Source organism: Roseomonas sp. F4, from assembly GCF_053891155.1.
The window spans coordinates 293,022-315,289 of record NZ_JBSSHK010000002.1; the positions used below are offsets into that span (position 1 = coordinate 293,022).

A 22,268-nucleotide genomic window follows, 5' to 3' on the forward strand; every position below is an offset into this window, starting at 1 on the left:
GGAATCCGACATGGATGATGTGGCGACGCGCCTCTGCAACCCCGTCACCCTGGAGATTGTGCGCGGCGCGATCCGCGCGGCGCAGGCGGAGATGGAGGCGCTGATCGAACGCACCGCCATGTCCGCCTTCATCCGCGAGAAGAAGGATTTTTACACCGCCCTGTTTGACGCCGATGGCGTCATGGCCGTGGGGTCCAATGTGCCGGTCTTTGGCGACATCTGCGGCCCCGTCTTTCGCGACTTCCCGATCGAGACGATCCGCGACGGCGACCTCTACTGGTACAATGACTGCTATGGCTCGCGCGGCGCGGTCAGCCATTCCAACGACCAGGTCTTCCTCGCGCCCGTCTTTCTGGATGGCGCGCGCGTCGCCTTCGTCATGGGCTGGGCGCATTTTGCCGATATCGGCGGGCTGCGCCCTGGCTCCATCAGCCCTGATGCGACCGAGATTTTTCATGAGGGCGTCATCATCCCGCCGACGCGGTTGATCCGGGAAGGGGAGATCAACCAGGCGGCGCTGGCCATCTTCTACCGCAATTCCCGGTACCCCGAGCAGGCGCAGGGTGACGCCCGCGCACTGATGGCGAGCGTGGAACTCGGCGTGCTGCGCATGCGCGAAGTCGCCGCGCGTTTCGGAGCGCCGGTGCTGGCGGATGCGCTGCGACAACTGCTGGACCGTACCCGCACGACCGTGCGCGACAGGCTGCGCGGTACCTTCCCCGTGGGGACGCACCGCTTCACCGACCGCATCGATGGCGACGGCCATGGCAGCGGCACCTTGCGGCTGCGTTTCGCTTTGACCCGCACGGATGAGGACCGTTTCATCCTGGATGCGACGGAGACCGACGACCAGTCGCCCGGTCCGGTCAATTTTTTGATGAACCCGGACGTGCCCGGTATGGCGCTCGGTCTGTACTTCCTGGGTGGCGATGCGACGCAGGTGGTGAATGCCGGCGGACCGCAGTCGCTGGACGAAGTGCGGCTGCGCGAGGGGTCGCTGTTGCAGCCGCGCTTCCCCGCGGCGCTGGGCATGCGTGGCCTGACCATGATGCGCATGCTGGCCGCGCTCAATGGCCTGGTGTCGGTAGCCGGCGGCGAAGCCCCTGCTGCCCATGCCGCCTACGTCATCATGCTGCTGCGTGGGACGATCAACAAAAAGCCCTTCCTGATGAGCGATGGGCTTGGCGTTGGATATGGCGCGCGCGGCTTCGCGGATGGCATCGACGGCGTCTATTTCGTCGCGCAGGAAAACTACCCGGTCGAGTTCCTCGAATTGGAATACCCCGTGCGCCTGCGCGAATACGGGCTGCACCGCGACAGCGGCGGCCCCGGCCGCTGGCGCGGCGGCTGCGGCATCGTCCGGGAATATGAGGTAATGGCCGAGGAATCCGTCCTCGCCGTGCGCCTGGATGGCGTCGAGAACCCGCCCTGGGGTGCCGCCGGCGGCCAGTCCGGCCGCCCGGGTCGCGTCGTGGTCAATCCTGGCACGCCAGGGGAACGTCTGCTGCGACCACTGTCCGACGGCAATCGCCTGGTGCGCGGCGACATCCTCCGCATCGAGACCGGTGGCGGTGGCGGCCGTGGCCATCCCTTCGATCGTCCGGCAGAAGCGGTGCTGGAGGATATGCTCGGCGGCCTTGTGTCATCTGATGCCGCCAGCCGCGACTACGGCGTGGCCATCGCGGGCAACGCCATCGATCAAGCCGCCACCGCGGCCCTGCGTGCGCAGCGCCACGCCACCAAGGCGTTTCATCGCGGGAGCTATGCCGATGTCCTCGACTGAGCCGCGACCCCTCTCCGTCGCGGTCGATATCGGCGGCACCTTCACCGATATCACCTTGCAGGATGCCGCCACGGGCCGCGCCTGGACCGCCAAGACCCCCTCCACCCCGCATGACCCCTCCGAGGGCTTTCTGAACGGCGTGCGGCTGGTGCTGGAAACAGCAGGTGAGCAGGCCGCGCGCATCGGTCGCGTGCTGCACGGCACCACCATCGCCACCAATCTGATCCTGGAAAACAAGGGCGCGCGCACTGCGCTCGTCACCACCGCCGGCTTCCGGCACGTGCTGGAGATTGGCCGGCAGGACATTCCCCGTCGTGCCAATCTGCACGCCTGGGTCAAGCCGCAGCGCCCCGTGCCACCCTCCCGCGTCTTCGAAGTGGTGGAGCGTATCGCCGCCGATGGCACGGTGCTGACGGCGCTGGACGAGGCCAGCGTGCTGCGCGCCGCCGCATCCTGCCGCGAGGTCGGCGTGGCCGCCGTCGCCGTCTGCCTGCTGCACGCCTTCACCGCACCCGCGCATGAGCGCCGCGTGGCGGAGCTGCTGCGGGAGGCGCTGCCAGGTGTCGCCGTCACCGCCTCCGTCGATGTGTTGCCGGTGGTACGTGAATACGAACGCTCGCTGGCTGCCATACTCAACGCGCAGGTCATGCCCGCCGTCTCGACTTATGTAAGGCGGCTGGAGGATCGGCTGGCGGCGGAATCCATCGACGCGCCGCTGCTGCTGATGAAGTCGAATGGCGGTGTCGCCGGCGCGGCCTCCATCCGCCGCGCCCCCGCCGTCACCGCGCTCTCCGGCCCCGCCGCCGGTGTGGTGGGCGCGCGGGCCGTGGCGGAAGCGGCGGGTGTCACCAAGATCCTGACGGTGGATATCGGCGGCACCAGCGCGGATATCTGCCTGATGCAGGGCGGGACCATCAATCTGACGCAGCGCGGCAGTGTCGGTGACTGGCCTTTGCCCCTGCCGATGCTGGACATGGTGACGATCGGCGCGGGTGGCGGCTCCATCGCCCGCGTCACGGCGGAAGGCGCGCTGGCTGTCGGTCCCGAAAGCGCCGGCGCCCACCCCGGCCCGGCCTGCTACGGCCGTGGCGGCACACGGGCCACCGTCACCGATGCGCATGTCGTGCTCGGCCACCTGCCCACGGCGTTGCTGGGTGGCCGCATGCATCTGGACGCGGCGGCAGCGGAAGCGGTGGTGCGGCGGGAGGTGGCGGAGCCGCTGGGCCTCGGCCTGCACGAAGCCGCGCGCGGCATTCTGGCCGTGGTCGATTCCAACATGGTCGGCGCGCTGCGCGTGGTTTCCGTGGAGCGCGGGCACGATCCTCGCGATTTCACCCTGGTGCCCTTCGGTGGTGCAGGCCCGCTGCATGGCTGCGCGCTGGCGGATATGATCGGCATCGGCCAGGTGCTGGTGCCGCCCGCGCCGGGTGTGCTCTGTGCCCAGGGGCTGCTCTCGGCTGATCTGCGCGCGGAATTCAGCCGCTCCGTTCTGCCCGGCCAGGCGGATGTCGCCACCATCGAAGCCGGCTTCGCCGCGCTGGCGGAGGAAGCCGAGGCCTGGTTCGCTGAGGAGGGTGTGCCGCCGGAAGCGCGCGGCACGGCGCCCGTGGTGCTGATGCGTTATGCGGGGCAGGGCGGCGAATTGCCCGTGCCCTGGCGTGGCGCCAGCGCCCCAGCGGATTTCGCCGCGGCGCATCGCGCGCTCTACGGCTTCGACCTGCCGCAGGGCCGTGCGGAGATCGTCACGCTGCGGCTGGAGGCGGTGGGCGCGCTGCCGACGCCGCAGACCACCGCCCTGCCGCGGGGCCAGGGCCTCGCACCCTATGGCACCCAGCTCGTGCATTTCGAAGCCGGCGACGCGCAGGCCGGACTTTACGACCGCGCCATCCTCGGCCAGGGCGACGTGCTGCGCGGACCCGCCATCCTCACCCAGCTCGACGCCACCACTTTGCTGCCCCCGGGATGGAGCGCGGAGGCCCTGGCCTTCGGCGCTCTGCTGCTGCGCCGCGACGGAGAAAGCCTGCCCCGATGATGCATCTCGCCGCCTTCCTCTTCACCCCTGGCAGCCATTCCGCCGGCTGGCGGCACCCCGATGCCGTCACCGAATGCGACATGGACTTCGCCGAATATGTGCGCATCGCGCAGATCGCGGAGCGTGGGAAGTTCGACACCATCTTCTTCCAGGACACCGTCGCGGTGAATGGCAGCGGCGCGCTGGATGGCGTCAGCCGCTATCGCCCCGGCCAGGGCCGCACCGCCTATCTGGAACCCACCACGCTGCTGGCGGCACTCGCCGTGGTAACGCAGCGCATCGGCCTGGTGGCCACCGCCACCACCACCTATAACGAGCCCTACAACCTCGCCCGCCGCTTCGCCTCCATCGACCATATCAGCAATGGGCGCGCCGGCTGGAACCTGGTGACCTCTCAGATCGAGGACGAAGCCGGCAATTTCGGCGCCGACCATCACATGCTGCATGCCGAGCGCTACGAACGCGCCGAGGAATTCTATGATGTCGTCGCCGCCCTGTGGGACAGTTTCGGCGAGGGCGCGCTGATCCGCGACAAGGCCAGTGGTAACTACATCGACCCCAGCAAGATCCATTTCCAGGATCATGTCGGCAAGCATTTCAAGGTGCGCGGCCCGCTGAACATGGCGCGCTGCCCGCAGGGGCGGCCCGTGGTCACCCAGGCCGGTTCCTCCGGCCCCGGCATGGAGCTGGCCGCCCGCACGGCGGATCTCGTCTTCACGGCGCAGAGCGACCTTGCTGAGGCGCAGGCCTTCTACAAGGACCTGAAGGCGCGCGCCCAAAAGCACGGCCGCGACCCGTCCCATGTGAAGATCATGCCCGGACTGATGACCATCGTCGGAGAGACAGAGGCGGAGGCGCAGGCGAAGTACGAATCACTCCAGGGCCTGCTGTCAGATGAGAATTCCATGCGGCTTCTGGCGCGGCTATGCGGCGATCTGGACATTTTCGCGCTGCCACCGGATTCGCCCCTGCCGCCGCTGCCGCTCAGCAATGCGGCGCAGGCGCGCCAGCGGCACCTGATGGACAAGGCCAAGCGGGACAATCTTTCGATCATCCAGACCGCGCGCTACCTCGGCACCTCGCTCGGCCACCATCTGCTGGTCGGCACGCCCCAGCGCATCGTCGACACCATGGAGCAATGGGTGAAGAGCGAGGCCTGCGACGGCTTCACCCTGCTCTCGCCGCATTACCCAAAGCCGCTGGAGCAATTCGTCGATCTGGTGGTGCCGGAATTGCAGCGGCGTGGCCTGTTCCGCACCGAATATGAGGGCCATACGCTGCGCGACCATCTCGGCGTGCCGGTGCCACCGAACCGCTACGAGGTCTGACGCTACATCAGAAATTGCCGCAGCAACCCCGCCACATGCTGTAGCCCGGCATCGCCGCGGCGACGCCGGTGCCAGGCGAGGTGCAGCCCAAAGCCTTCCACGGGCATTGGCGGTGGCAGCGCGACAAAGCCTGGCCCCCGCGGCACGCAGCGGGAGGGCAGCAGCGCGATCAGGTCGGACTCCGCCAGCAGCGGCGGCACCATGCCGAAATTCGGCACGGCCAGCCCGACGCGCCGCGTCAGTCCGCGTTCGGCCAGCGCCACATCCAGCGGCCCACGCGCCTCGCCACGGCCGGAGACGATGATGTGCGGGTAGCGCAGCCAGGCCTCCAGCCCGAAATTCGCGGCGGCGGGATGGTCCTGGCGCATCACAGTCAGGAAATGCTCGCGCAGCAGTTCCTCCCGATGCAGCTGGTCATGCTCTGCCAGCACCACCGAGAGGGCGATGTCGGTCTGGCCTTCCAGCAGCGCCGCCTCCGCGCTGCCACGGCCCTGCCAGGGCTGGAGCACCAGGTCGATCCCCGGCGCGCTGTGCCGCAGGGCCTGGTGCAGCGGGCCGATCAGGAAGGCGGCGGGGAAATCCGCCATGGCCAGGCGCAGCGTCTGGCGCAGCTCGGCCAGCGGGGTTGCGGGCGGATCGACCAGACTCCGCACCTCCGCCAGCAGGGATCTCAGCGGGGCCCGCAAGGCCTCCGCCCGCGGGGTCAGGCGCATGGTGCCGCGGCCGCGATCCAGCAGCGGGTCGCGGAACAGCTCCCGGCAGCGTTGCAGCGCGGCGGAGGTGGCGGGCTGCGACAAGTTCAGCCGTTCCGCCGCGCGGCTGACATGCGCCTCCTGCAGCAGCGCATCCAGCACCACCAGCAGGTTCAGGTCGAGGCTACGTAAATTCATGTGATGGATAATAAACCAGATCATCTATCGATTGGAGTGATTTCATCAGGCGGTTCACACAAGGCCCGTTCCGGCCAGCCCGGCCGCGCGGAGACCCCCGATGACCGACACCCTGATCCTGATGTTCCACCCCGACCTGGCCCGGTCCCGCGCCAATGCCGCGTTGGCGGCGGCGGCGCGCCGGCTGCCCGGCGTCACCCTGCGCGACATGGCCGCCCGCTTCCCGGACGGCCAGGTGGATATGCGGCGCGATGCGGAGGCGGAGGCAGCCCAGCTGATCGCAGCGGCGCGGATCGTGCTGCAATTCCCGGTGCAGTGGTACGCCACGCCAGCGCTGATGAAGTCCTGGCTCGATGCCGTGCTGACGCGGATGTTCTACATCCATCCGGAGACGGAGGGCCGTGCCCTGCTCGGCAAGCCCCTGCTGATCGCCGCCACCGCGGGCAATGTGCCGGAGGCCTACCAGCCCGGCGGCGCCAATATGTTCCCCATGTCCGAACTGCTGGCACCGCTCCGCGCGACGGCGCATCGCACCGGCCTGCGCTGGACCGAGCCTTTCATCCTGTACCGCGCCAACCGGCTGGAAGATGCGGCGCTGGCCGCGGCAAGCGAAGCCTATACGGGTCGGCTGCGGGCCTTCGCGGCGAGCATGGCGGAGGCCTGATCCATGGAACGGGTGCATGACACGCCGCTGGACCTCGCCGCCGGCACGCCTGGGTGGTTCACCCTGGCGGCACGGCTTCTGCCGGCCGGGTTGCTCGGCCAGTTCCTGCTCGCGGGCCTGGCGCTGTTCGGGCCTGCGCCAGGATGGGGCGCGCATGCGGCGCTGGGCCTGACATTGCTGCTGCCCGTCGCGGCGCTGCTCGCGGGCGCCTTGGCTGGGCGGCACCTGCGTGGCTTTCGCTGGTGGGCCTGGCTGGTGGCGCTGCTCTACATGGCGCAGGTGGCCCTGGGAGCCGCGGGGCAGGGGCTGCCGCTGGCCCTGCACCCCTTCAACGGCGCGCTGCTGCTGGTAGCCAGCCTGGTGCTGCTGGCCAAGGTGGAACGGCGCCTGCGCTAATGCAGCGCCATGCCCGCCGGCCGTGCCGTCGGCAGTGCGGCGAGGCGCAGATGCAGCCCGGCGGCCGAAATCTCCGCCGCGAAGCGCCGTGCCCCGCAGAGCGCGGGCGCCAGGGCCGATTGCGGCAGCCAGTCGGCCAGCACAGCGATGGCGCCCTGCATGTCATCCGCCTGCAAGGCGGCGATCATGTGCAGCATCAGCGCCTCATCCGCGCCAACGCCTGGGCAGTCGCAGCAGCGCACCTCCAGCAACCGCTGCGCCTGGCCGGCCACCACGGACATCACCATGTCGAAGCCGACGGCCCCGGTGGAGCGCACACCGCCCTGCCGGAAAATCTCGCGCCAATCCGGGTGATCCTCCCCCGGATACATCAGCGGCGCGACCCAGGCGCGCAGCGCGGCGACGACGAACAGGGCGCCGGGCGTCAGGTCATCGATCGCGGCCTCACCGGCGGCGAGGGCGTGCTTGGCGTTGCAGGGCTCGGTGGGCATGGCATTCTCCCTTGCGTGCCAGCAAGGTATTGCGAATGAGAGTCGTTCGCAATAACCTCCCGGCATCACACGAGGAAGGAAGGCCCGCTCATGTTCTTCGCCAGCAACCGCTTCCGCGTCATCCCCAGTGAATCCGAGCGTTTCGAGCAGATCTGGCTGACCCGCGAAAGCCGCCTGCATGAGGTGCCCGGCTTCATCGCCTTCCACCTGCTGAAGGGCAAGCAGGAGGAGGACCACATCCTCTACGCCTCCATGACCATGTTCGAATCGCGCGATGCCTTCGAGGCCTGGACCAAGTCGGACCAGTTCCGCCGGTCGCACGCCGGGGCCGGCAACAGCAAGCCGACCACCATCGGCCCGCCGCAATTCGAGGGTTTTGAGACGCTTCAGACCATCACCGCCCCGGACAAGGCGGCGGCGTAATCAGTTGCTGGTGGTCAGCAGGCTGCCATGCGCCCAGCCGGCCGGGGCCGTGGCGTCGCCGATCTGAATCCAGCCACCCGGCGCCTGGGCATGGACGGTGAAGCTGCGGCCGCGCTCGGCGACCCAGAGAATATCGGCGCCCGCACTGGGCGCGGCGCGCACCCGCACCGCGCTGGTCACGGTGGCGGTCCCGCTGGCGGCCTCGCCGGCCGCGATGCCCGCCGGGGCGGCGGCGGCCATAGGCTGCGCCACCACGGGCTGGTCCACCACCGCGGCGGCGGGCGTCGCGATGGGCTGCGTCGCGGCCGGCGCGCCACACAGGCGCTGACGCGGCAGGCCCTGCGCGCCACCGCGCCACAGCCCCGGCCCATCCTCCAGCACCACCATGGAGGCGCGGGCACGCACCGTCTCGCCCGAAACCATGCGGATCGGCGGCGCGGGCAGCACCCGGGCGACCAGATCGCCCTGCACCCCATCCGCCCCGACCAGCCGGCCACAGATCGCGTATTCGCCCGTCACCTGGGTCGGGAAGATCGCGATGTCCCGCACCTCCCCCTGCACACCCGTGCGCGTCAGATGCGCGCGAAGCGCCGAAACGGCCTCGGCCTGCGCATCCGCTGGACGGCCCGCCGCCGCTTCGGGTGTCACCCCCTCATCCACGGCGCCACCCCAGCCAAGCGCAAAGGCGCCACCTGCGGCCAAGGCGAGGACGGACAAAGCGATCACGGGCACAACAGCCTTGCGCATGGCACGGGCACCAATTCTGTATTCGGGGTGCCAGGACGACGCGCCAGGGGCGCCAGAGTTCCCCGCCGCGCCGGCGGGGGGGCCTTTCAGCCGCGCGCCGGCGGCATCTCCACCGCGCCGCCGGCCTGCTTCCAGGCGGTGAAGCCGCCGCCGAGATGCGCCGCGCCTTCCAGCCCCATCTCCTGCACCGTCCGCGCCGCCAGGGCGGAGCGCCAGCCGCTGGCGCAGTAGAACAGGAAGCGCTTCGGCTCCGCGAAGACCGGCTTGGCATAGGGGCTGTCCGGGTCCACCCAGAATTCCAGCATGCCGCGCGGGCAGTGGAAGGCGCCGGGGATGCGGCCCTCCCGCTGGATTTCGCGCGGGTCGCGCAGATCGACGAAGACCACCCCGGAGTCCGCAGCCAGGCCGAGCGCGGTGGCCACCGGCACCGTCTCGATCATCGCCTCGGCCTCGGCCAGCAGGTCCTTGTAGCCCTTCTTCATGGTCGCGCCCCTATCGCGGCAAAAACGGATTGCTGCGCCGTTCGTCCCCAAAGGTGGAGCCCGGCCCGTGGCCGCAGAGGAAGCGCATCTCATCCCCCAGCGGCAGCAGCTTGGTGACGATGGCCTGGATCAGCGCATCATGATCGCCATAGGGGAAATCCGTGCGCCCGATGGAGCCGCGGAACAGCACATCCCCCACCACCGCGAAGCCCAGCGCCTGGTTCACGAACACCACATGCCCCGGCGCATGGCCCGGGCAATGCAGCACGCCGAAGGGCTGGCCGGCGATGGTGACCGTCTCGCCCTCCGCCAGGAAGCGGTCGGGCGTGGCATTCTCCAGCCCCTCGATCCCGTATTGCCGGCCCTGGGCGGCGATGCCGGAGAGCAGGAAGGCATCGGCCTCATGCGGCCCTTCCACCGGCACCGGCGCCCCCTGCTGCGCGGTGAGCGCCGTGCGCAGCGCATCGGCGCCGCCGGCATGGTCCAGATGGCCATGGGTGAGCAGGATATTCTCGACCGTGACCCCCGCCTTGGCGATGGCGGCCAGGATGCGCGGCACGTCGCCGCCCGGGTCGATGACCGTGCCGCGCAGGCTTTCCGCATCCCAGATCAGGGCGCAGTTCTGCTGGAAGGGGGTGACGGGGATCTGGGCGGCTTGGAGCTTTGGCATAGGCGAGAGGTGAAGCGGCAGGGCCGGGGAAGTCAACGCCCCCCCCGGCCCGCCCCCGCTACTGCACCTTGATGTTGCGCGCCCGGATCACGTCCCGCCACTTGGCGTTTTCGGCGGTGTTGTAGGCGGCCCATTCCTCCGGCCGCATCATCTCCGGCACCGTGGCCAGGGCGGCTAGGCGGTCGCGCGTCTCCGGCGCGGTGACGGCGGCGCGGAACAGCTCGTTCAGCCGCTGCACGATCGGCGCGGGCGTTTCGGCGGGGACCAGCACGGCGATATGTTCCGCCACCTCCACGTCAAAACCCTGTTCCTTGAAGGTGGGCACATCCGGCGCCACCGGCGACCGGGCGGCGGAGGAGATGGCCAGCGCCCGCAGATCGCCCGACTGGATCAGCGGCAGCACGCCGGAGGCCGCCTGCACGATCATCTGCGCCTCATTCGTCAGGGTGCCCTGCACTGCCGGGGCGCCGCCGCGATAGCCGACATCCTGCATCTCCACCCCCGCGGCGCTGAGGAACAGCTCCGTCGCCAGATGGGTGGAGGAGCCGGTGCCGGAATTGGCATAGACCAGCCGCGCATTCGGCGCCCGCGCAGCGGCGACGAACTCGGCCAGCGTGCGATAGGGGGAGGTTCGTGGCACGCAGAGGATCATGGGCTGGGAGGCGATGAGCCCGACGCCGACAAAGGCCCGGTCGTTGTCATAGGGCAGTTGGTAGAGATGCGGCGCCATCGCATAGGTGCTGACGGTGCCGACCAGCACCGTGTAGCCATCCGGCCGCGCTCGCGCGACGGAACCGAAGCCGATGGTGCCATTGGCGCCCGTGCGATTGTCCACCACGAAGCCGCGTCCGGTGTCCTGCTGCAACCGCGCCGCGACGATGCGCGCTACGGCATCCGTGGACCCGCCGGCGGCCCAGGGGACCACCAGGGTGACGGGGCGGTCGGGATAGGTGGCTTGGGCCTTTGCCCATGTGGGCGCGGCGAGCAGGCCAAGGGCGGCGGCGCCCAGGGTGCGGCGGTGAAGCACGGGTGTTTCCTCCGAAGACGCGCCGGACGTTGCCGGAACGGGATAGTCGTAGGAGGGGAGGTGGGGTGAGGGCAAGAGGTGGGTACGGGAAACGCCAACGCGTGTAAAAGCCAAGCCGCGCAGGGTGGACTGCCAGCTTGAAGCATTGCGCGCCCGCTAGGAATTATCTTGGGCCAGGCTGATCCAGTGCTCTAGTATCTCTGGTAGTTTTCTGGGGGCGTCCGTGGCTTATTCTGAAGAGGCGATTCGGGAATATGAATTTCAGGTTGGCTTACTGCTTGCGCGAACGCACAAGCTAAACAGCATATTTTGTAGTCATACCTATCGGGCCTCAAAATCGAAAGAGTATGCAGTTCAGGGGTTCTGCCGCCGGTTAAAAATAATGAGGCGGTGCATTGAAAATATTGATGCAAAAATAAAGATACATAGCGTCTGTGATGTCGATGATGAAGATCGTCTGGATGCGTCAATAAACATACAGGCCTTTACACTTAATTCGTTTGGTGCGCTTGACAACTTGGCGCATGTGATCGTTGAAGAAAAGCAGTTGCGATCGTCCTCTGGTGGTGTGCTTCGTCCGGAATATATCGGTCTGATGCCAAAAAACACGGAGGTAAGGAGCGCGCTATCGCTAGAATTTTTCTCGTACCTAAAGAGTTTGGATGAGTGGATGGAGAACCTCAAAAAATTCCGGGACGCTCTGGCCCACCGAATTCCCATTTATATACCGCCGGGCATCTCTAACAACTCAAACGCAGCAGAATCGTATTTTGCGCCAGTCTATGCCCAGTCGCTCAATGAAGACAATAAGGTTATATTTTTTCATGCCCAATTGGTGGCGGATTTTCGAACGGTGGAACAAATCGCTTGGCGGACCATAATTGAAATCGGCGCATGTTCTAATGCCTGTAGTCGGTTCGATTAGAAAAATTTGCCAGTCGTCGATGAAATTATTTTGCTCACCCAACCTCCCCTGCCACCCTCTGAAACACAGCCCGCGCCTCCGCCGCCGAGGCCCGCCCCATCGCCCCGTCCCGCACCTCCTCCCGGCTCCACATCCAGCTCCGCGCCGGGTCGTCCAGCATGTCCCAGTCCGGAAACAGCCGCGCCGGCGCGTCGCCCACCCAGATCAGCGCCACCTCCAAATGCCGGTCATCCCGCAGGATGCGCCCGAAGGCCGCGGTCACCTTCTCCCGGGGGCCTTCCAGCAGTTGCAAAAACAGGTCGGCGCGGCAGACCAGGGCGCCGGTCAGCCCGTCCCGCTTATTGTTGCGGCGCGCGGCCATCAGGATGTCGTCCAGCATGTCGCCCGAGAATCCGAAGGGGCGGGAGGCATAGATCAGCTGCGTCAGCGGGCCAGCGGCTGGCATGGGGGCGGACATGGACGGAAGCTCCCTGATTCGTTGCGCAGAGCTTACGCAGCTTCACCGCCGCCCGAACAGCTTCTCCAGCTCCGCCTTGCCGAATCGCAGCACCGTCGGCCGCCCATGCGAACAGGTGGCCGCGCGCGGCGTCGCCTCCATCTGGCGCAGCAGCGCCGCCATCTCGGCGCCGGCCAGCCGCCGCCCGGCGCGGATCGATCCGTGGCAGGCCAGCCGCGCCACCGCCGCATCCAGCCGCGCCTCCAGCGCCAGCGCCTCATCCATCTCGGCCAGCTCCGCCGCCAGGTCGCGCAGCAGCGGCGCCGGGTCAGGGGCGCCGAGCAAGGCGGGCAGGGCCCGCACCAGGATCGCGCCGGGGCCGCCAAAGCCCTCGATCTCCAGGCCGAGCCGCGCCAGCGCCGGCGCCTGGTCCAGCAGCCGCGCCGCGTCGCCGGCGGGCAGTTCCACCACCGCGGGCAGCAGCAGCGGCTGGGCGCGGACGCCGCCTTCCACCAGCTGCGCGCGCAGCGCCTCATGCGTCAGCCGTTCATGCGCCGCATGCTGGTCCACCAGCACCAGCGACCCGTCCGGCGCCTCCGCCAGCACATAGGTGTCGAGGATCTGGCCGAGCGGCCGCCCCAGCGGGCCTTCCTCCGCGAAATCCGGCAAGGGTTGTGGCGGCGGCGGCGGGGCGAAGCCGAGCGGCAGGGAAGCGCCGCGCGGCCGCTGCGGCAGCGGCCCGCTGGGCGGGCGCCAGCCGGGGAAGGCGGGGGCGGCCTCGGCGAAGCCCTCCAGGCCCGCCGGCTCCGCGGGGCCGCGCATCGGCCAGGGCGCCAAAGACGGGGTGCTGGCGAGTCCTTCGGGCGCCGCGCCGCTCGCGCCCACGGCCAAGGCGCGGCGCAGGGCGGAGATCATCAGCCCGCGCACGCCTTCCGCGTCCCGGAAGCGCAGCTCGGTCTTCATCGGGTGGACGTTCACATCCACCGCTTCCGGCGGCACCTCCAGGAACAGGGCGGCGACGGGGAAGCGCTTGGCCGGCACCATGTCGCGGTATGCGACGCGCAGCGCCGTGCGCAGCAGCGGGTCCCGCACCGGGCGGCGGTTCACCACCAGGTGCTGCGCGGCCCCCGTCGCCGTGTGATGCGTCGGCAGGCCGGCGAGGCCGGTCAGCGCCACGCCATCGCGCAGCGCCTCCAGCGGCACCGCCGCCCCGGCGAAATCGGCGCCGAGCAAAGCGGCGATGCGGCCCTCGCGGCTGGTCGGCGGCAGGTCGAGCACCTTGCGGCCCTCCACCTCCACCCGGAAGGCGACCTCCGGCCAGGCCATGGCGAGGCGCCGCACTGCCTCCACCGCCTGTTCGGCCTCATGGCGCGGCGTGCGGAGGAAGGCGCGGCGGGCCGGGGTGGCGAAGAACAGGTCGCGCACCTCGACGCGCGTGCCCGGCGCGCCGGCCGCCGGCCCCACGGCGGATTTGCGCCCACCCTCGACCGAGATGCTGTGCGCCGTGCCGTTGATGAGGCGGGAGGTGAGGCTGAGGCGGGAGACGGCGCCGATGGAGGGCAAGGCCTCCCCCCGGAAGCCCAGCGTGGCGATGCGGAACAGCATCGCTTCTTCCGCGAGCTTGGAGGTGGCGTGGCGTTCCAGGGCGAGCGACAGGTCCTCGGCGCCCATGCCGTGGCCGTCATCCTCCACCAGGATGCGGCCGATGCCGCCTTCCTCCAGCGCGACCGAGATGCGGCGGGCGCCGGCATCCAGCGCGTTCTCCACCAGCTCCTTCACCGCCGCGGCCGGACGCTCGACCACCTCGCCGGCCGCGATGCGGTTGGAGGTGGTCTCGGAGAGAAGGCGAATCCGGGGCGCAGCGGCCATGCGGGAGATGTGCGGCGGCGGAGCAGCGATGTCCAGCGTCCGCGCCGCCTTCAGGAGATCAGGCGGCAAGCCCTCTCCCCCACTTATGGGGGAGAGGGTTGGGTGAGGGGGACGCGAAGAACCGGAACGCACTCCTGGACCCGCTCAGCCCCCCTCACCCAAACCCTCTCCCCCCGTCGGGGGGAGAGGGCTTTCACGCATGCCCGGCCGCGCCGGACAATGCCGCCGGTTCCACGCCGAGCTTCGCCAAGGCGCGCTGCCAAAGCTGTTCGGGCTGGCCCTCGAACAGCAGGGCCTCGTCCAGCGGCACGTTCAGCCAGGCGTTCTGCTGCAATTCGGCGTCGAGCTGCCCCGGACCCCAGCCGGCATAGCCCAGCGCCAACAGGCCCTCGCGCGGGCCGCCGCCCTCGGCGATGGCCTTCAGGATCTCGACATTGGCGGTCAGCGCCAGGCCGGGCATCACCTCCAGGCTGCCTTCCGTCTCCCAATCCGCGGTGTGCAGCACGAAGCCCCGGCCGCCTTCCACCGGGCCGCCCTGGGTCATGCGGATGCGGCGCGCGGGCGGCACCGGGTCCAGGCCCAGCTGGCGCAGCAGCTCGTCGAAGGAGAGATTGTCCAGCGGCTGGTTCAGCACCAGCCCCATCGCCCCATCGGGCGAATGGGCGCAGAGGCAGATCACGCTGCGGGCGAAGCGCGGATCGGACATGCCGGGCATGGCGACCAGAAGCTGGCCGGCCAGATAGCCATCCGCGCTGGACTCGGGGGGGGAGGGGTCTTGGCGTGCCATGATGGTTCAAGATGGCGGCGCCCGGGGGGCGCTGCAAGCGGAGCAGCCGTCACCTGCCCATGATGGACGTCGCGCCCCGATCTGCTCTAATGCCCGCCGGAAGCAGGAGACCCATCGAATGACGATCCAGGTTGGCGACGCGATTCCCGCGGTGAAGATCATGCAGGCCACCGTCGAGGGGCCGAAGGAAGTGTCGACGGACGCGCTCTTCGCCGGCAAGACCGTGGTGCTGTTCGGCGTCCCGGGCGCCTTCACCCCGACCTGCTCCGCCAAGCACCTGCCGGGCTTCGTGACCCAGGCGGCGGCGCTGAAGGCGAAGGGCGTGGATGTGATCGCCTGCGTCTCGGTGAACGATGCCTTCGTGATGGGCGCCTGGGCCAAGGACCAGGGCATCACGGAAGAAGTCGTGATGCTGGCCGATGGCTCCGCCGCCTTCACCAAGGCGATGGGCCTGGAATTCGACCTGACGGCGCGTGGCCTCGGCGTGCGCAGCCAGCGTTTCGCGCTGGTGGCGAAGGACGGCAAGGTGACGCATGTGGCCGTCGAGGCGCCGGGCGCCTTCGAGGTGTCGAAGGCCGAAGCGGTGCTCGCCGCCCTGTGACGAACCCCGCCGCCTATGCGCTGTTCGCCTGGCAGTCGGGCTGGGTGTTCACGCTGCGCAGCCTGCAGCTGACCACCGACCCCGCGGGTGCCAGCGCGGCGCTGGCGGCGATGGTGGCGGAAAAGCAGAAGGCGTTCTCGGACGGCGCCTTCGCCGCCGGCCGCGCGATGCTGGCCGGATCGCGGCCCGATGTGGTGGCGGAAGCGGCGCTGCGCCCCGCCCGCCGCCGCGTCGCGGCCAATATGCGGGCGCTGCACCGCAAGGGGTAGGTCCCCCTGTTCAGGCGACGGTGTCCGCCATGCGGGCACCGCGCAGGCCCATCGGAAGCACCGGCCGCGTCGTGGTGTCCTTGGCGGTCTGGTGCTCCATCTCCGCATTCAGCTCCGCGCCCAGCAGCACGACGGTGGCGGAAATCCAGATCCAGGTCATGAAGCCGACGACGGCGCCGAGCGAGCCATAGGTCTCGTTGTAGCTGCCGAAATTGGCGACGTACCAGGAGAAGGCGGCCGATCCGCCGAGCCAGGCCAGGGCGGCGAAGGCGCTGCCCCAGCTCACCCAGCGCCAGCGGGCCTTCTCGCGGCTCGGACCCCAGCGGTACAGGCAGGCCAGCACCAGGGAGGCCAGCAGCAGCAGAGCGGGCCAGCGGCCGAAGCTCAGCAGCGCCTCCGACCGTCCATCCATACCGACATAGCCCAGCACCACCGGCACCGCGACCACGCCGAGCATGGTCAGGATGGCGAACAGGATGAAGCCCAGGGTGAAGACCAGGGTGATCGCCGTCAGCTTGATGAAGCCGCGCTTCTCCTGCTCCTCGTAGACAACGTTCAGCGCGTCGAACACGGCCTTGGCCGCCTTGCTGGCCGACCAGAGCGACACGGCGAGGCCCGCCAGCGCGCCGAGGCCGAGGCTGCCGCCGGCTGTCTGCGCCACGCGCTGCACCTGTTCCTCGATGATCTGCATGCCGCCGCCGGGGATGATGCCGGCCAGGGCCGACAGGTGCTGCTGCACCGTCGCCGGGTCCGCCACCAGCCCGTAGAGCGACACCAGCGCCGCCAGGGCGGGGAACAACGCCAGCAGGATGTAGAAGGTGATGCCGGCGGCCTCCGTCATCAGCCGGTCCTCGCTGGCCTGGCTGACGGTGCGGCGCAGGATCTCCCACCAGCCGCGCGGCGGAATGTCGGAGGGTGTGTCGGCACTGTGGCCCACCGTGGAGGGCACCGGAGGCTTCGCGGATGGGGCGCGGCCATGGTGGGGTGCGGGGGCACGCCCCGCGGCGTCATAGGCCAGCAGCCCGGCCAGCACCGCCGCTGCCATCAGCACGCCCGTATTCCCGCCTTGCCGCACCACGCGCCGTCCCGGCATGCCTGTTCTCCTCATCCGCAACCCGGGCAACGCGGTGCGCCGCCCGGGGTGGCATCGGTTCCGGAAACTTTCCGCGACCGCGGGCGCTGATCCATGCGGGTCTGCAACGGGGGTGGCGACGTATGGCGGAGGCGAGGTCGATGGCGCAGCCGCGTCTGCTGCCGTTCTGGCTGCTGCTGGAGACCTTCGGCGGGCCGGCGCGGCGCGGCTTTCAGCTTCTGCTGGCCATCTCCGCCCTGGCCTTCGGCGTGCTGTTGGAGGGGCTGCGCCCCTCCATCTGGCGCCGCACCCTGCGCACGGAGCTGCGCCGCAGCCTGCACCAGGCGATTGCCGGCGGCTTCGGCACCGTCGTCATCACCGCCAGCCTGGTCGGCTTCGGCGTGGTCTACCAGGCGATCCGCTGGCTGAGCTTCGCCGGCCAGGAAGACTATACCGGCAGCCTGCTGGTGACGGTCCTGGTGCGGGAGGTGACACCGGTGCTGGTCGGGCTGATCCTGCTCGGCCGCAGCGGCAGCGTCACCGTGGTCGAATGCGGCGCCGCCAAGGCCAGCGGGCAGCTCGATGTGCTGGAAGCCCAGGGCATCGACCCCTTCGCTTTGCTGGTGCTGCCGCGCGTGGTGGCGCTGGCGGCGGCGGGCTTCACGCTCGGCGTCATCTTCCTCGCCGTGTCGCTGGCCGCGGGCTATCTGACCGGCGTCTTCTTCAGCCTGGTCCAGGCCTCGCCGATGGAGCAGCTCGACAATCTGCTGGCGGCGACGGCGATCCCGGAATTCGTGCTCTTCGCGGTGAAGCTGGTGGTGATCGGCGCGCTGGTGGCGCTGGTTTCCACCGTCACCGGCCTGTCCTCCACCGCCGCCGAGACTCCCTCCCACCTCCTGCCGCGCGCCTTCGTGCGTGGTCTGCTCGGCATTCTGGCGGTCAGCGCCGGGCTCAGCGTGGTGACGGTATGAGCGCGGTGCTGGAGCTGGAGGAGGCGCGCCCGGCCTCGGAGACCTCGCCCATCTCGGGCGCCGTCACCTTGCGCCTGGTGCCCGGGGATCTGGCCCTGGTGCAGGCGGATGATCCGGCCATGGCGCGCGCGCTGGTGCTGCTCTGCACCGGGCTGACCCCGCTGGCCGGCGGGCGCGTGCGCTTTCTCGGCGAGGATTGGCTGGGCCTGCCCCGGCCGGTGGCGGAGGCGCGGCGCGGCCGCATCGGCCTGGCGCCCGGGGAGGGCGGTTGGCTGCAACATCTGACGGTGGCGGAGGGCATGCTGCTGCCGCGTCGCCATCATGATGCCACGCCCGACACGGATCTGCGGGCGGATGCGGTGGCGCTCTGCAAGCATTTCGGCCTGCCCGGCCTGCTGCTGCGCCACCCGTCGGAGGTTTCGCGCCCCGCCCTGGCCCGCGCCGGCTGTGCCCGGGCGCTGCTCGGCACGCCGGATCTGATCCTGCTGGAAAGTCCGCTGGACCGGGAAGTGGCGGATGCGCTGGCCAAGCCGCTGCTGACGGCGTTGCGCCCGGCGCTGGACCGCGGCGCGGCGGTGCTGTGGTCCACCCGGTCGCGGCAGGCCTGGGCGGAACCGGATTTCCCGGCCACCCAATGGTGGCGGTTGGAGGAGGAGGGGCTGTGTCCGGCAACGCCGTAACCCATGAGGACCGGGTCCGCCTGCGCCATACCGACCGCTGGGTGGGCGCACTGGTGCTGCTCGCCATCCTGCTGTTCCTCGGCGCGCTGGCCCAGCGCGGGGTGCTGCGCGAATGGTTCGACGATGGCAGCACGCTGATGGTGCTGCTGCCGGAGGAGGGCGTCGCCGGCCTGTCGGTCGGGGCAGCGGCGGAGGTGCTGGGCATCCGTGCCGGCTCCGTCCGCCGCATCATCGTCGATCCCGAGCGCCGCATCCGTGCCGAGTTGCGCATCGAGGACCAGGCCAAGCCCTTCATCCGCCGCGATTCCACCGCCGTGGTACGGCGGCGCTTCGGCGTGGCCGGGCCGGCCTATCTCGATATCCAGCGCGGCCGGGGGGAAGAGCTGAACTGGGACCGCGCCTGGATCCGCGCCACCAGCGAGCGCGCGCCGACCGAGACCCTCGGCACCTTGCTGGACGAGTTGCAGCAACGGGTCTTCCCGGTGCTGGAGGAACTGCGCACGGGCGCCGCCGCCTTCGCCGCCGCCACCCAGCGCCTGGAACGTGGCGAGGGTACGGTGGGCCGGCTGCTGACCGACGACACCCTGATCCGGGAGGCGGAGGCCGCGACCGCCCGCGCCGCCCAGGTCATGGCGAATATCGAAGGCGCGAGCGGTGAGCTGCGTCAATTGACCGCCGGGCTGCGTGGTGCCGATGGGCGCGCCGGGCCGGGCACGCTGCCTGGCCTGGTGAGTCGGGCGGAGCGGGTGTTGGCGCAAGTGGAACGCGCCACCGCCGACCTGGCCCGCGCCAGCCCGGCTCTGCCGCAGATCACCGCCAATGTCCGCGATGGCACGGACGGGCTGCCGGCAGTGATGGTGCAGGCGCAGGAGGCGGCGCGGCAGATGGAGCTTCTGCTGCTGCAATTGCGGCGACACTGGTTGCTGGGCTCCGGCGGCGGGGAGGTGACCCGGCCGATCGGCAATGTGGCCCGCCCGGCGGTGGAGCGGCTGCGACCGTGAGAAGGGTTGCGGCTGCGCCCGTGAGAGGGGCTGGATTTGCCTTGCTGCTGGCGCTGGCCGCCTGCGGCGGTCGCGCGCCACCGCCCGGCCCGCCGCGCGATGCCGTGCTGGACCGCGCGGCGGATGCCGCCGGGGCGGCGCTGGACCAGGAACAGCCCCAGGCGGCGGCGCGGCTTTTTGCCCAGGGGCTGGAGCGGGCGCGGCAGCGCGACGATGCGGCGGCCATCGATTCCATGGCCTTCGGCCAAGCCATCGCCGAGCTGGAGCGCGGCGAGGCGCGGGCCGCGCTGAGCGTGGCGCGGCAGGTGCGGCTGGATCTCGCCCGGCGCGGCCGCGGCGCCTCCGCCGGGCTGATGCTGGCGGAGGCGACGGCGCTGTACCGGCTGGGCCAGACAAGCGAGGCGGGTGTGCTGGCGCGCTTCGTTTCGGCGCGCGGCGCTGAAAGCCCGGAGGCGGCGCTGCGGGCGCATTTCCTGCTCGGCCTGATGGCCGCGGAAGCGCGCGACCTGCCGGCGCTGGCGGCGGCGCAGGCCGCCATCGGCCAGCCCGGCCAGGCCGCCTACCAGGCCGATGCAGCGGAGCTTGCCGCCCAGGCCGCCCTGCTGGGCGGCCGGAACCAGGCGGCCTGGTCGCTCGCCCAGCAGGCGGAGACGCTGCGGCGCGATGCGCTGGACTATCGCGGCCTGTCGCGGGCGCTGGCGCTGCGCGGCGCGGTGGCGCGCGCGCTGGGCGCGACCAGCGAGGCCGCCGACCTGCATCTGCGCGCGGCCGAGGGCGCGGCCGGGCGCGGCGAGATGGCGGATGCGCGGCGCTGGCTCGCCGAGGCCGAAGTTCTGGGCGGTGGCGATCCGGACCTGCTCGCCGGCATCGCCCGGGTGCGTGGGCTGCTGCCTCCGCCGAATTGACGCCGCTCCGCGGCAGGGCCGATCCTGCCCGCCACAAGTCAGGGAAACGCCGATGAAAAAGCTCGTCAACGACCCGCGCCGCGTGGTGCGCGAGATGCTGGAGGGGCTCGTCGCCATGAACCCCGGCCTGGCGTTGCTGGAGGCGGAGGATGTGGTGGTGCGGGCCGGGCTGCCGGCGCCGGCCGATCGCCCCGTGGCGGTGATTTCGGGTGGCGGGGCGGGGCATGAGCCTGCCCATGCGGGCTATGTCGGGCCGGGCATGTTGGCGGGCGCGGTGGCGGGCGATGTCTTCACCTCGCCCTCCGTCGATGCTGTGCAGGCCGGCATCCGCGCCGCCGCCGGGCCGCGCGGGGCGCTGCTGGTGGTGAAGAACTACACCGGCGACCGGCTGAATTTCGGCCTCGCCGCCGCGCTGGCCACGGCGGAGGGCATTCCGACCAAGGTCGTGGTGGTGGCCGATGACGCGGCGCTGCGCGACACGGTGGACCCGGAGCGCCGGCGCGGCATCGCCGGCACCGTGCTTGTCCATAAGGTGGCCGGCGCGGTGGCGGAGGCCGGCGGCGACCTCGATGCCGTGCTGGCGGAGGCGGAAGCGGCGGCCGCCGCCGTGGTCTCCATGGGCGTGGCGCTCGGCGCCTGCACCGTGCCGGCGGCTGGCACGCCGGGCTTCACACTGGGCGAGTCGGAGATGGAGCTGGGCCTGGGCATTCATGGCGAACAGGGCGTGCGGCGCGCGCCCATGGAACCCGCCGATGCGATCGTCGCCACCATCCTCGACACGCTGGTGACGGATGCCGGACTGCAAGCCGGGGACCAGGTGGCGCTGCTGGTGAACGGGCTTGGCGGCACCCCGCCCATGGAACTGTCCATCGTCGCCCGCGCCGCCCTGGCCGGGCTTGCGGCGCGCGGCATCGCCGTGCCGCGGGGCTGGGCCGGGAATTTCATGACGGCGCTGGAAATGCCGGGCTGCTCGATCAGCCTGATGCGGCTGGACGCGGCGCGGCTGGCGCGGCTGGATGCGCCGGCTTTGGCCCCGGCCTGGCCGGGCGGGGGCATGCTGGCCCCGTCGGCACGCATCGCCGCGCCGCCGGAGCCCGATGCCCTGGTGGCCACCGCCCCTGGCCCGCTGGCCCCCGAGCTGCGCCGTCTGGCGCTGGCCGTGGCGACGGCGCTGGAGGCGGAGGAGGCGGCGCTGACGGCGCTCGACAGCCATGCCGGGGATGGCGATCTCGGCCTGTCCATGGCGCGCGGCGCGGCGGCCATCCGGGCGCTGCCGCAGGCCGCCTTCGCCACCCCCGCCACGGCCCTCACCGCCATGGCGCAGGCGCTGCGGCGGGCCATCGCCGGTAGTTCCGGCCCCTTCTACGCCACCGCGCTGCTGGCCGCGGCCCAGGCGCTGCCGGAGGCACCGGACCATGCCGATTGGGCGCAAGCCTTCCGGGATGCGGTGGCGGCGATCGGCGCGCTGGGCGGCGCCCGGCCCGGCGACCGCACCATGCTGGACGCGCTGCACCCCGCCGCCGAGACCTTTGCCAGCTTCTCCGGCCCGCTGGAATCGGCCTGGCACGCGGCTGTGGCGGCGGCGGCGGATGGGGTGGAGGCGACCGTCACCATGCGTCCGCGTCTCGGCCGCGCCGCCTATCTGGGGGACCGCGCCCTGGGCCAGCCGGATGCCGGGGCCAGCGCGGTGCTGGTCTGGATGCGGGCGATGCAGGCGCGCAGCGAATGAGGGTGCGCCGGTCGGCGGGGCGCGAAATCCCGCCGGGGCAACCGCCGGCGCTTTCGTCCGGGCCGGGTTGGCGTTAGGTCTCCGCCGCGC

The 22,268-nt window shown here is 70.6% G+C and carries 24 protein-coding genes; 14 read left to right on the forward strand and 10 right to left on the reverse strand.

The features are described from left to right. Nucleotides 1-10: 10 nt before the first annotated feature. The 3 genes from ACVFYP_RS08825 to ACVFYP_RS08835 are packed head-to-tail and all read left to right on the forward strand — an operon-like array spanning nt 11 to nt 5,143. The gene (locus ACVFYP_RS08825; protein WP_499199796.1) at nt 11-1,783 is read left to right on the forward strand and encodes a hydantoinase B/oxoprolinase family protein; all 1,773 of its coding nucleotides are present in this window, start codon (nt 11-13) and stop codon (nt 1,781-1,783) included. Next, nucleotides 1,770-3,815 (forward strand): hydantoinase/oxoprolinase family protein, encoded by a 2,046-nt coding sequence (locus ACVFYP_RS08830; protein WP_499199797.1) that lies wholly within the window; start codon nt 1,770-1,772, stop codon nt 3,813-3,815. Before ACVFYP_RS08825 ends, ACVFYP_RS08830 begins: the two co-directional genes overlap by 14 nt. Then, nucleotides 3,812-5,143, forward strand: a complete 1,332-nt coding sequence (locus tag ACVFYP_RS08835) for an LLM class flavin-dependent oxidoreductase (RefSeq protein ID WP_499199798.1) — start codon at nt 3,812-3,814, stop codon at nt 5,141-5,143. The genes ACVFYP_RS08830 and ACVFYP_RS08835 overlap by 4 nt, the downstream gene beginning before the upstream one ends. Nucleotides 5,144-5,145: 2 nt before the next feature. On the opposite strand, the gene ACVFYP_RS08840 is transcribed toward ACVFYP_RS08835, so the two are convergent. Beyond that, nucleotides 5,146-6,033: a LysR family transcriptional regulator gene (locus ACVFYP_RS08840; RefSeq protein WP_499199799.1), complete on the reverse strand. Its 888-nt coding sequence runs from the start codon at nt 6,031-6,033 to the stop codon at nt 5,146-5,148. 100 nt (nt 6,034-6,133) lie between these two features. Here ACVFYP_RS08840 and ACVFYP_RS08845 point away from each other — a divergent pair, with 100 nt between their 5' ends. Together ACVFYP_RS08845 and ACVFYP_RS08850 are read left to right on the forward strand one after the other, a co-directional pair. After that, on the forward strand, nt 6,134-6,697 hold the full coding sequence (locus ACVFYP_RS08845) for an NAD(P)H-dependent oxidoreductase (RefSeq protein ID WP_499199800.1): 564 nt from the start codon (nt 6,134-6,136) through the stop codon (nt 6,695-6,697). Nucleotides 6,698-6,700: 3 nt separating this feature from the next. Then, nucleotides 6,701-7,093 carry a DUF6220 domain-containing protein gene (locus ACVFYP_RS08850; RefSeq protein WP_499199801.1) on the forward strand — a complete coding sequence of 131 codons (393 nt, stop codon included), beginning with the start codon at nt 6,701-6,703 and terminating at the stop codon, nt 7,091-7,093. Here ACVFYP_RS08850 and ACVFYP_RS08855 read toward each other — a convergent pair. After that, entirely contained in the window at nt 7,090-7,584 is a 495-nt protein-coding gene (locus tag ACVFYP_RS08855) for a hypothetical protein (protein ID WP_499199802.1), read from the reverse strand. The two genes, ACVFYP_RS08850 and ACVFYP_RS08855, sit on opposite strands and share 4 nt — an antisense overlap. A 90-nt stretch (nt 7,585-7,674) precedes the next feature. Here ACVFYP_RS08855 and hmuQ point away from each other — a divergent pair, with 90 nt between their 5' ends. Beyond that, complete coding sequence (gene hmuQ / locus ACVFYP_RS08860) at nt 7,675-8,007, forward strand: heme-degrading protein HmuQ (RefSeq protein WP_499199803.1); 333 nt, start codon at nt 7,675-7,677, stop codon at nt 8,005-8,007. Here hmuQ and ACVFYP_RS08865 read toward each other — a convergent pair whose 3' ends face one another. The 4 genes from ACVFYP_RS08865 to ACVFYP_RS08880 all read right to left on the reverse strand — a co-directional run bounded on the left by ACVFYP_RS08865 (nt 8,008) and on the right by ACVFYP_RS08880 (nt 10,933). Continuing rightward, nucleotides 8,008-8,754 (reverse strand): SH3 domain-containing protein, encoded by a 747-nt coding sequence (locus ACVFYP_RS08865; protein WP_499199804.1) that lies wholly within the window; start codon nt 8,752-8,754, stop codon nt 8,008-8,010. Nucleotides 8,755-8,840: 86 nt separating this feature from the next. Beyond that, nucleotides 8,841-9,236 (reverse strand): rhodanese-like domain-containing protein, encoded by a 396-nt coding sequence (locus tag ACVFYP_RS08870; RefSeq protein WP_499199805.1) that lies wholly within the window; start codon nt 9,234-9,236, stop codon nt 8,841-8,843. 10 nt (nt 9,237-9,246) lie between these two features. Then, nucleotides 9,247-9,906: an MBL fold metallo-hydrolase gene (locus ACVFYP_RS08875; protein WP_499199806.1), complete on the reverse strand. Its 660-nt coding sequence runs from the start codon at nt 9,904-9,906 to the stop codon at nt 9,247-9,249. 58 nt (nt 9,907-9,964) lie between these two features. Continuing rightward, nucleotides 9,965-10,933, reverse strand: a complete 969-nt coding sequence (locus ACVFYP_RS08880; protein ID WP_499199807.1) for a Bug family tripartite tricarboxylate transporter substrate binding protein — start codon at nt 10,931-10,933, stop codon at nt 9,965-9,967. A 223-nt stretch (nt 10,934-11,156) separates the two neighbouring features. On the opposite strand from ACVFYP_RS08880, the gene ACVFYP_RS08885 reads away from it, so the two are divergent. After that, nucleotides 11,157-11,858: a hypothetical protein gene (locus ACVFYP_RS08885; protein ID WP_499199808.1), complete on the forward strand. Its 702-nt coding sequence runs from the start codon at nt 11,157-11,159 to the stop codon at nt 11,856-11,858. Between the two features lie 34 nt (nt 11,859-11,892). On the opposite strand, the gene ACVFYP_RS08890 is transcribed toward ACVFYP_RS08885, so the two are convergent. The 3 genes from ACVFYP_RS08890 to ACVFYP_RS08900 form a co-directional block, all read right to left on the reverse strand. Next, nucleotides 11,893-12,315, reverse strand: a complete 423-nt coding sequence (locus tag ACVFYP_RS08890; RefSeq protein ID WP_499199809.1) for a BLUF domain-containing protein — start codon at nt 12,313-12,315, stop codon at nt 11,893-11,895. A gap of 42 nt (nt 12,316-12,357) precedes the next feature. Further along, nucleotides 12,358-14,163: a DNA mismatch repair endonuclease MutL gene (mutL, locus tag ACVFYP_RS08895; RefSeq protein WP_499200466.1), complete on the reverse strand. Its 1,806-nt coding sequence runs from the start codon at nt 14,161-14,163 to the stop codon at nt 12,358-12,360. A 193-nt stretch (nt 14,164-14,356) separates the two neighbouring features. After that, on the reverse strand, nt 14,357-14,950 hold the full coding sequence (locus tag ACVFYP_RS08900) for a YqgE/AlgH family protein (RefSeq protein WP_499199810.1): 594 nt from the start codon (nt 14,948-14,950) through the stop codon (nt 14,357-14,359). 118 nt (nt 14,951-15,068) lie between these two features. Here ACVFYP_RS08900 and ACVFYP_RS08905 point away from each other — a divergent pair, with 118 nt between their 5' ends. Next, nucleotides 15,069-15,551 (forward strand): peroxiredoxin, encoded by a 483-nt coding sequence (locus ACVFYP_RS08905; RefSeq protein ID WP_499199811.1) that lies wholly within the window; start codon nt 15,069-15,071, stop codon nt 15,549-15,551. Next, the gene (locus ACVFYP_RS08910; protein WP_499199812.1) at nt 15,548-15,820 is read left to right on the forward strand and encodes a hypothetical protein; all 273 of its coding nucleotides are present in this window, start codon (nt 15,548-15,550) and stop codon (nt 15,818-15,820) included. Before ACVFYP_RS08905 ends, ACVFYP_RS08910 begins: the two co-directional genes overlap by 4 nt. A gap of 10 nt (nt 15,821-15,830) precedes the next feature. On the opposite strand, the gene ACVFYP_RS08915 is transcribed toward ACVFYP_RS08910, so the two are convergent. Further along, nucleotides 15,831-16,913 carry a YihY/virulence factor BrkB family protein gene (locus ACVFYP_RS08915; protein WP_499199813.1) on the reverse strand — a complete coding sequence of 361 codons (1,083 nt, stop codon included), beginning with the start codon at nt 16,911-16,913 and terminating at the stop codon, nt 15,831-15,833. A 140-nt stretch (nt 16,914-17,053) separates the two neighbouring features. Between ACVFYP_RS08915 and ACVFYP_RS08920 the strand changes: the two genes are divergently transcribed. The 5 genes from ACVFYP_RS08920 to ACVFYP_RS08940 are packed head-to-tail and all read left to right on the forward strand — an operon-like array spanning nt 17,054 to nt 22,178. Beyond that, complete coding sequence (locus tag ACVFYP_RS08920; protein WP_499199814.1) at nt 17,054-17,863, forward strand: MlaE family ABC transporter permease; 810 nt, start codon at nt 17,054-17,056, stop codon at nt 17,861-17,863. Then, a complete protein-coding gene (locus ACVFYP_RS08925; protein WP_499199815.1) occupies nt 17,860-18,543 on the forward strand; it encodes a P-loop NTPase family protein in 684 nt (227 codons plus the stop codon). Before ACVFYP_RS08920 ends, ACVFYP_RS08925 begins: the two co-directional genes overlap by 4 nt. Beyond that, a complete protein-coding gene (locus ACVFYP_RS08930; protein WP_499199816.1) occupies nt 18,525-19,544 on the forward strand; it encodes an MlaD family protein in 1,020 nt (339 codons plus the stop codon). The genes ACVFYP_RS08925 and ACVFYP_RS08930 overlap by 19 nt, the downstream gene beginning before the upstream one ends. Before the next feature lie 41 nt (nt 19,545-19,585). Then, nucleotides 19,586-20,449: a hypothetical protein gene (locus tag ACVFYP_RS08935; protein ID WP_499199817.1), complete on the forward strand. Its 864-nt coding sequence runs from the start codon at nt 19,586-19,588 to the stop codon at nt 20,447-20,449. A gap of 52 nt (nt 20,450-20,501) precedes the next feature. After that, nucleotides 20,502-22,178 (forward strand): dihydroxyacetone kinase family protein, encoded by a 1,677-nt coding sequence (locus ACVFYP_RS08940; RefSeq protein WP_499199818.1) that lies wholly within the window; start codon nt 20,502-20,504, stop codon nt 22,176-22,178. Nucleotides 22,179-22,268: the final 90 nt, after the last annotated feature.

What these genes read in the sequence shown, in the direction of transcription:
- ACVFYP_RS08920 (WP_499199814.1), top strand. Translation starts at nt 17,054, where the DNA reads ATGGCGCAGCCGCGTCTGCTGCCGTTCTGGCTGCTGCTGGAGACCTTC.
- ACVFYP_RS08830 (WP_499199797.1), top strand. Translation starts at nt 1,770, where the DNA reads ATGTCCTCGACTGAGCCGCGACCCCTCTCCGTCGCGGTCGATATCGGC.
- ACVFYP_RS08925 (WP_499199815.1), top strand. Translation starts at nt 17,860, where the DNA reads ATGAGCGCGGTGCTGGAGCTGGAGGAGGCGCGCCCGGCCTCGGAGACC.
- hmuQ (WP_499199803.1), top strand. Translation starts at nt 7,675, where the DNA reads ATGTTCTTCGCCAGCAACCGCTTCCGCGTCATCCCCAGTGAATCCGAG.
- ACVFYP_RS08890 (WP_499199809.1), bottom strand. Translation starts at nt 12,315, where the DNA reads ATGTCCGCCCCCATGCCAGCCGCTGGCCCGCTGACGCAGCTGATCTAT.
- ACVFYP_RS08850 (WP_499199801.1), top strand. Translation starts at nt 6,701, where the DNA reads ATGGAACGGGTGCATGACACGCCGCTGGACCTCGCCGCCGGCACGCCT.
- ACVFYP_RS08940 (WP_499199818.1), top strand. Translation starts at nt 20,502, where the DNA reads ATGAAAAAGCTCGTCAACGACCCGCGCCGCGTGGTGCGCGAGATGCTG.
- mutL (WP_499200466.1), bottom strand. Translation starts at nt 14,163, where the DNA reads ATGGCCGCTGCGCCCCGGATTCGCCTTCTCTCCGAGACCACCTCCAAC.
- ACVFYP_RS08875 (WP_499199806.1), bottom strand. Translation starts at nt 9,906, where the DNA reads ATGCCAAAGCTCCAAGCCGCCCAGATCCCCGTCACCCCCTTCCAGCAG.
- ACVFYP_RS08835 (WP_499199798.1), top strand. Translation starts at nt 3,812, where the DNA reads ATGATGCATCTCGCCGCCTTCCTCTTCACCCCTGGCAGCCATTCCGCC.
- ACVFYP_RS08845 (WP_499199800.1), top strand. Translation starts at nt 6,134, where the DNA reads ATGACCGACACCCTGATCCTGATGTTCCACCCCGACCTGGCCCGGTCC.
- ACVFYP_RS08915 (WP_499199813.1), bottom strand. Translation starts at nt 16,913, where the DNA reads ATGCCGGGACGGCGCGTGGTGCGGCAAGGCGGGAATACGGGCGTGCTG.
- ACVFYP_RS08870 (WP_499199805.1), bottom strand. Translation starts at nt 9,236, where the DNA reads ATGAAGAAGGGCTACAAGGACCTGCTGGCCGAGGCCGAGGCGATGATC.
- ACVFYP_RS08900 (WP_499199810.1), bottom strand. Translation starts at nt 14,950, where the DNA reads ATGGCACGCCAAGACCCCTCCCCCCCCGAGTCCAGCGCGGATGGCTAT.
- ACVFYP_RS08825 (WP_499199796.1), top strand. Translation starts at nt 11, where the DNA reads ATGGATGATGTGGCGACGCGCCTCTGCAACCCCGTCACCCTGGAGATT.
- ACVFYP_RS08905 (WP_499199811.1), top strand. Translation starts at nt 15,069, where the DNA reads ATGACGATCCAGGTTGGCGACGCGATTCCCGCGGTGAAGATCATGCAG.
- ACVFYP_RS08855 (WP_499199802.1), bottom strand. Translation starts at nt 7,584, where the DNA reads ATGCCCACCGAGCCCTGCAACGCCAAGCACGCCCTCGCCGCCGGTGAG.
- ACVFYP_RS08865 (WP_499199804.1), bottom strand. Translation starts at nt 8,754, where the DNA reads ATGCGCAAGGCTGTTGTGCCCGTGATCGCTTTGTCCGTCCTCGCCTTG.
- ACVFYP_RS08840 (WP_499199799.1), bottom strand. Translation starts at nt 6,033, where the DNA reads ATGAATTTACGTAGCCTCGACCTGAACCTGCTGGTGGTGCTGGATGCG.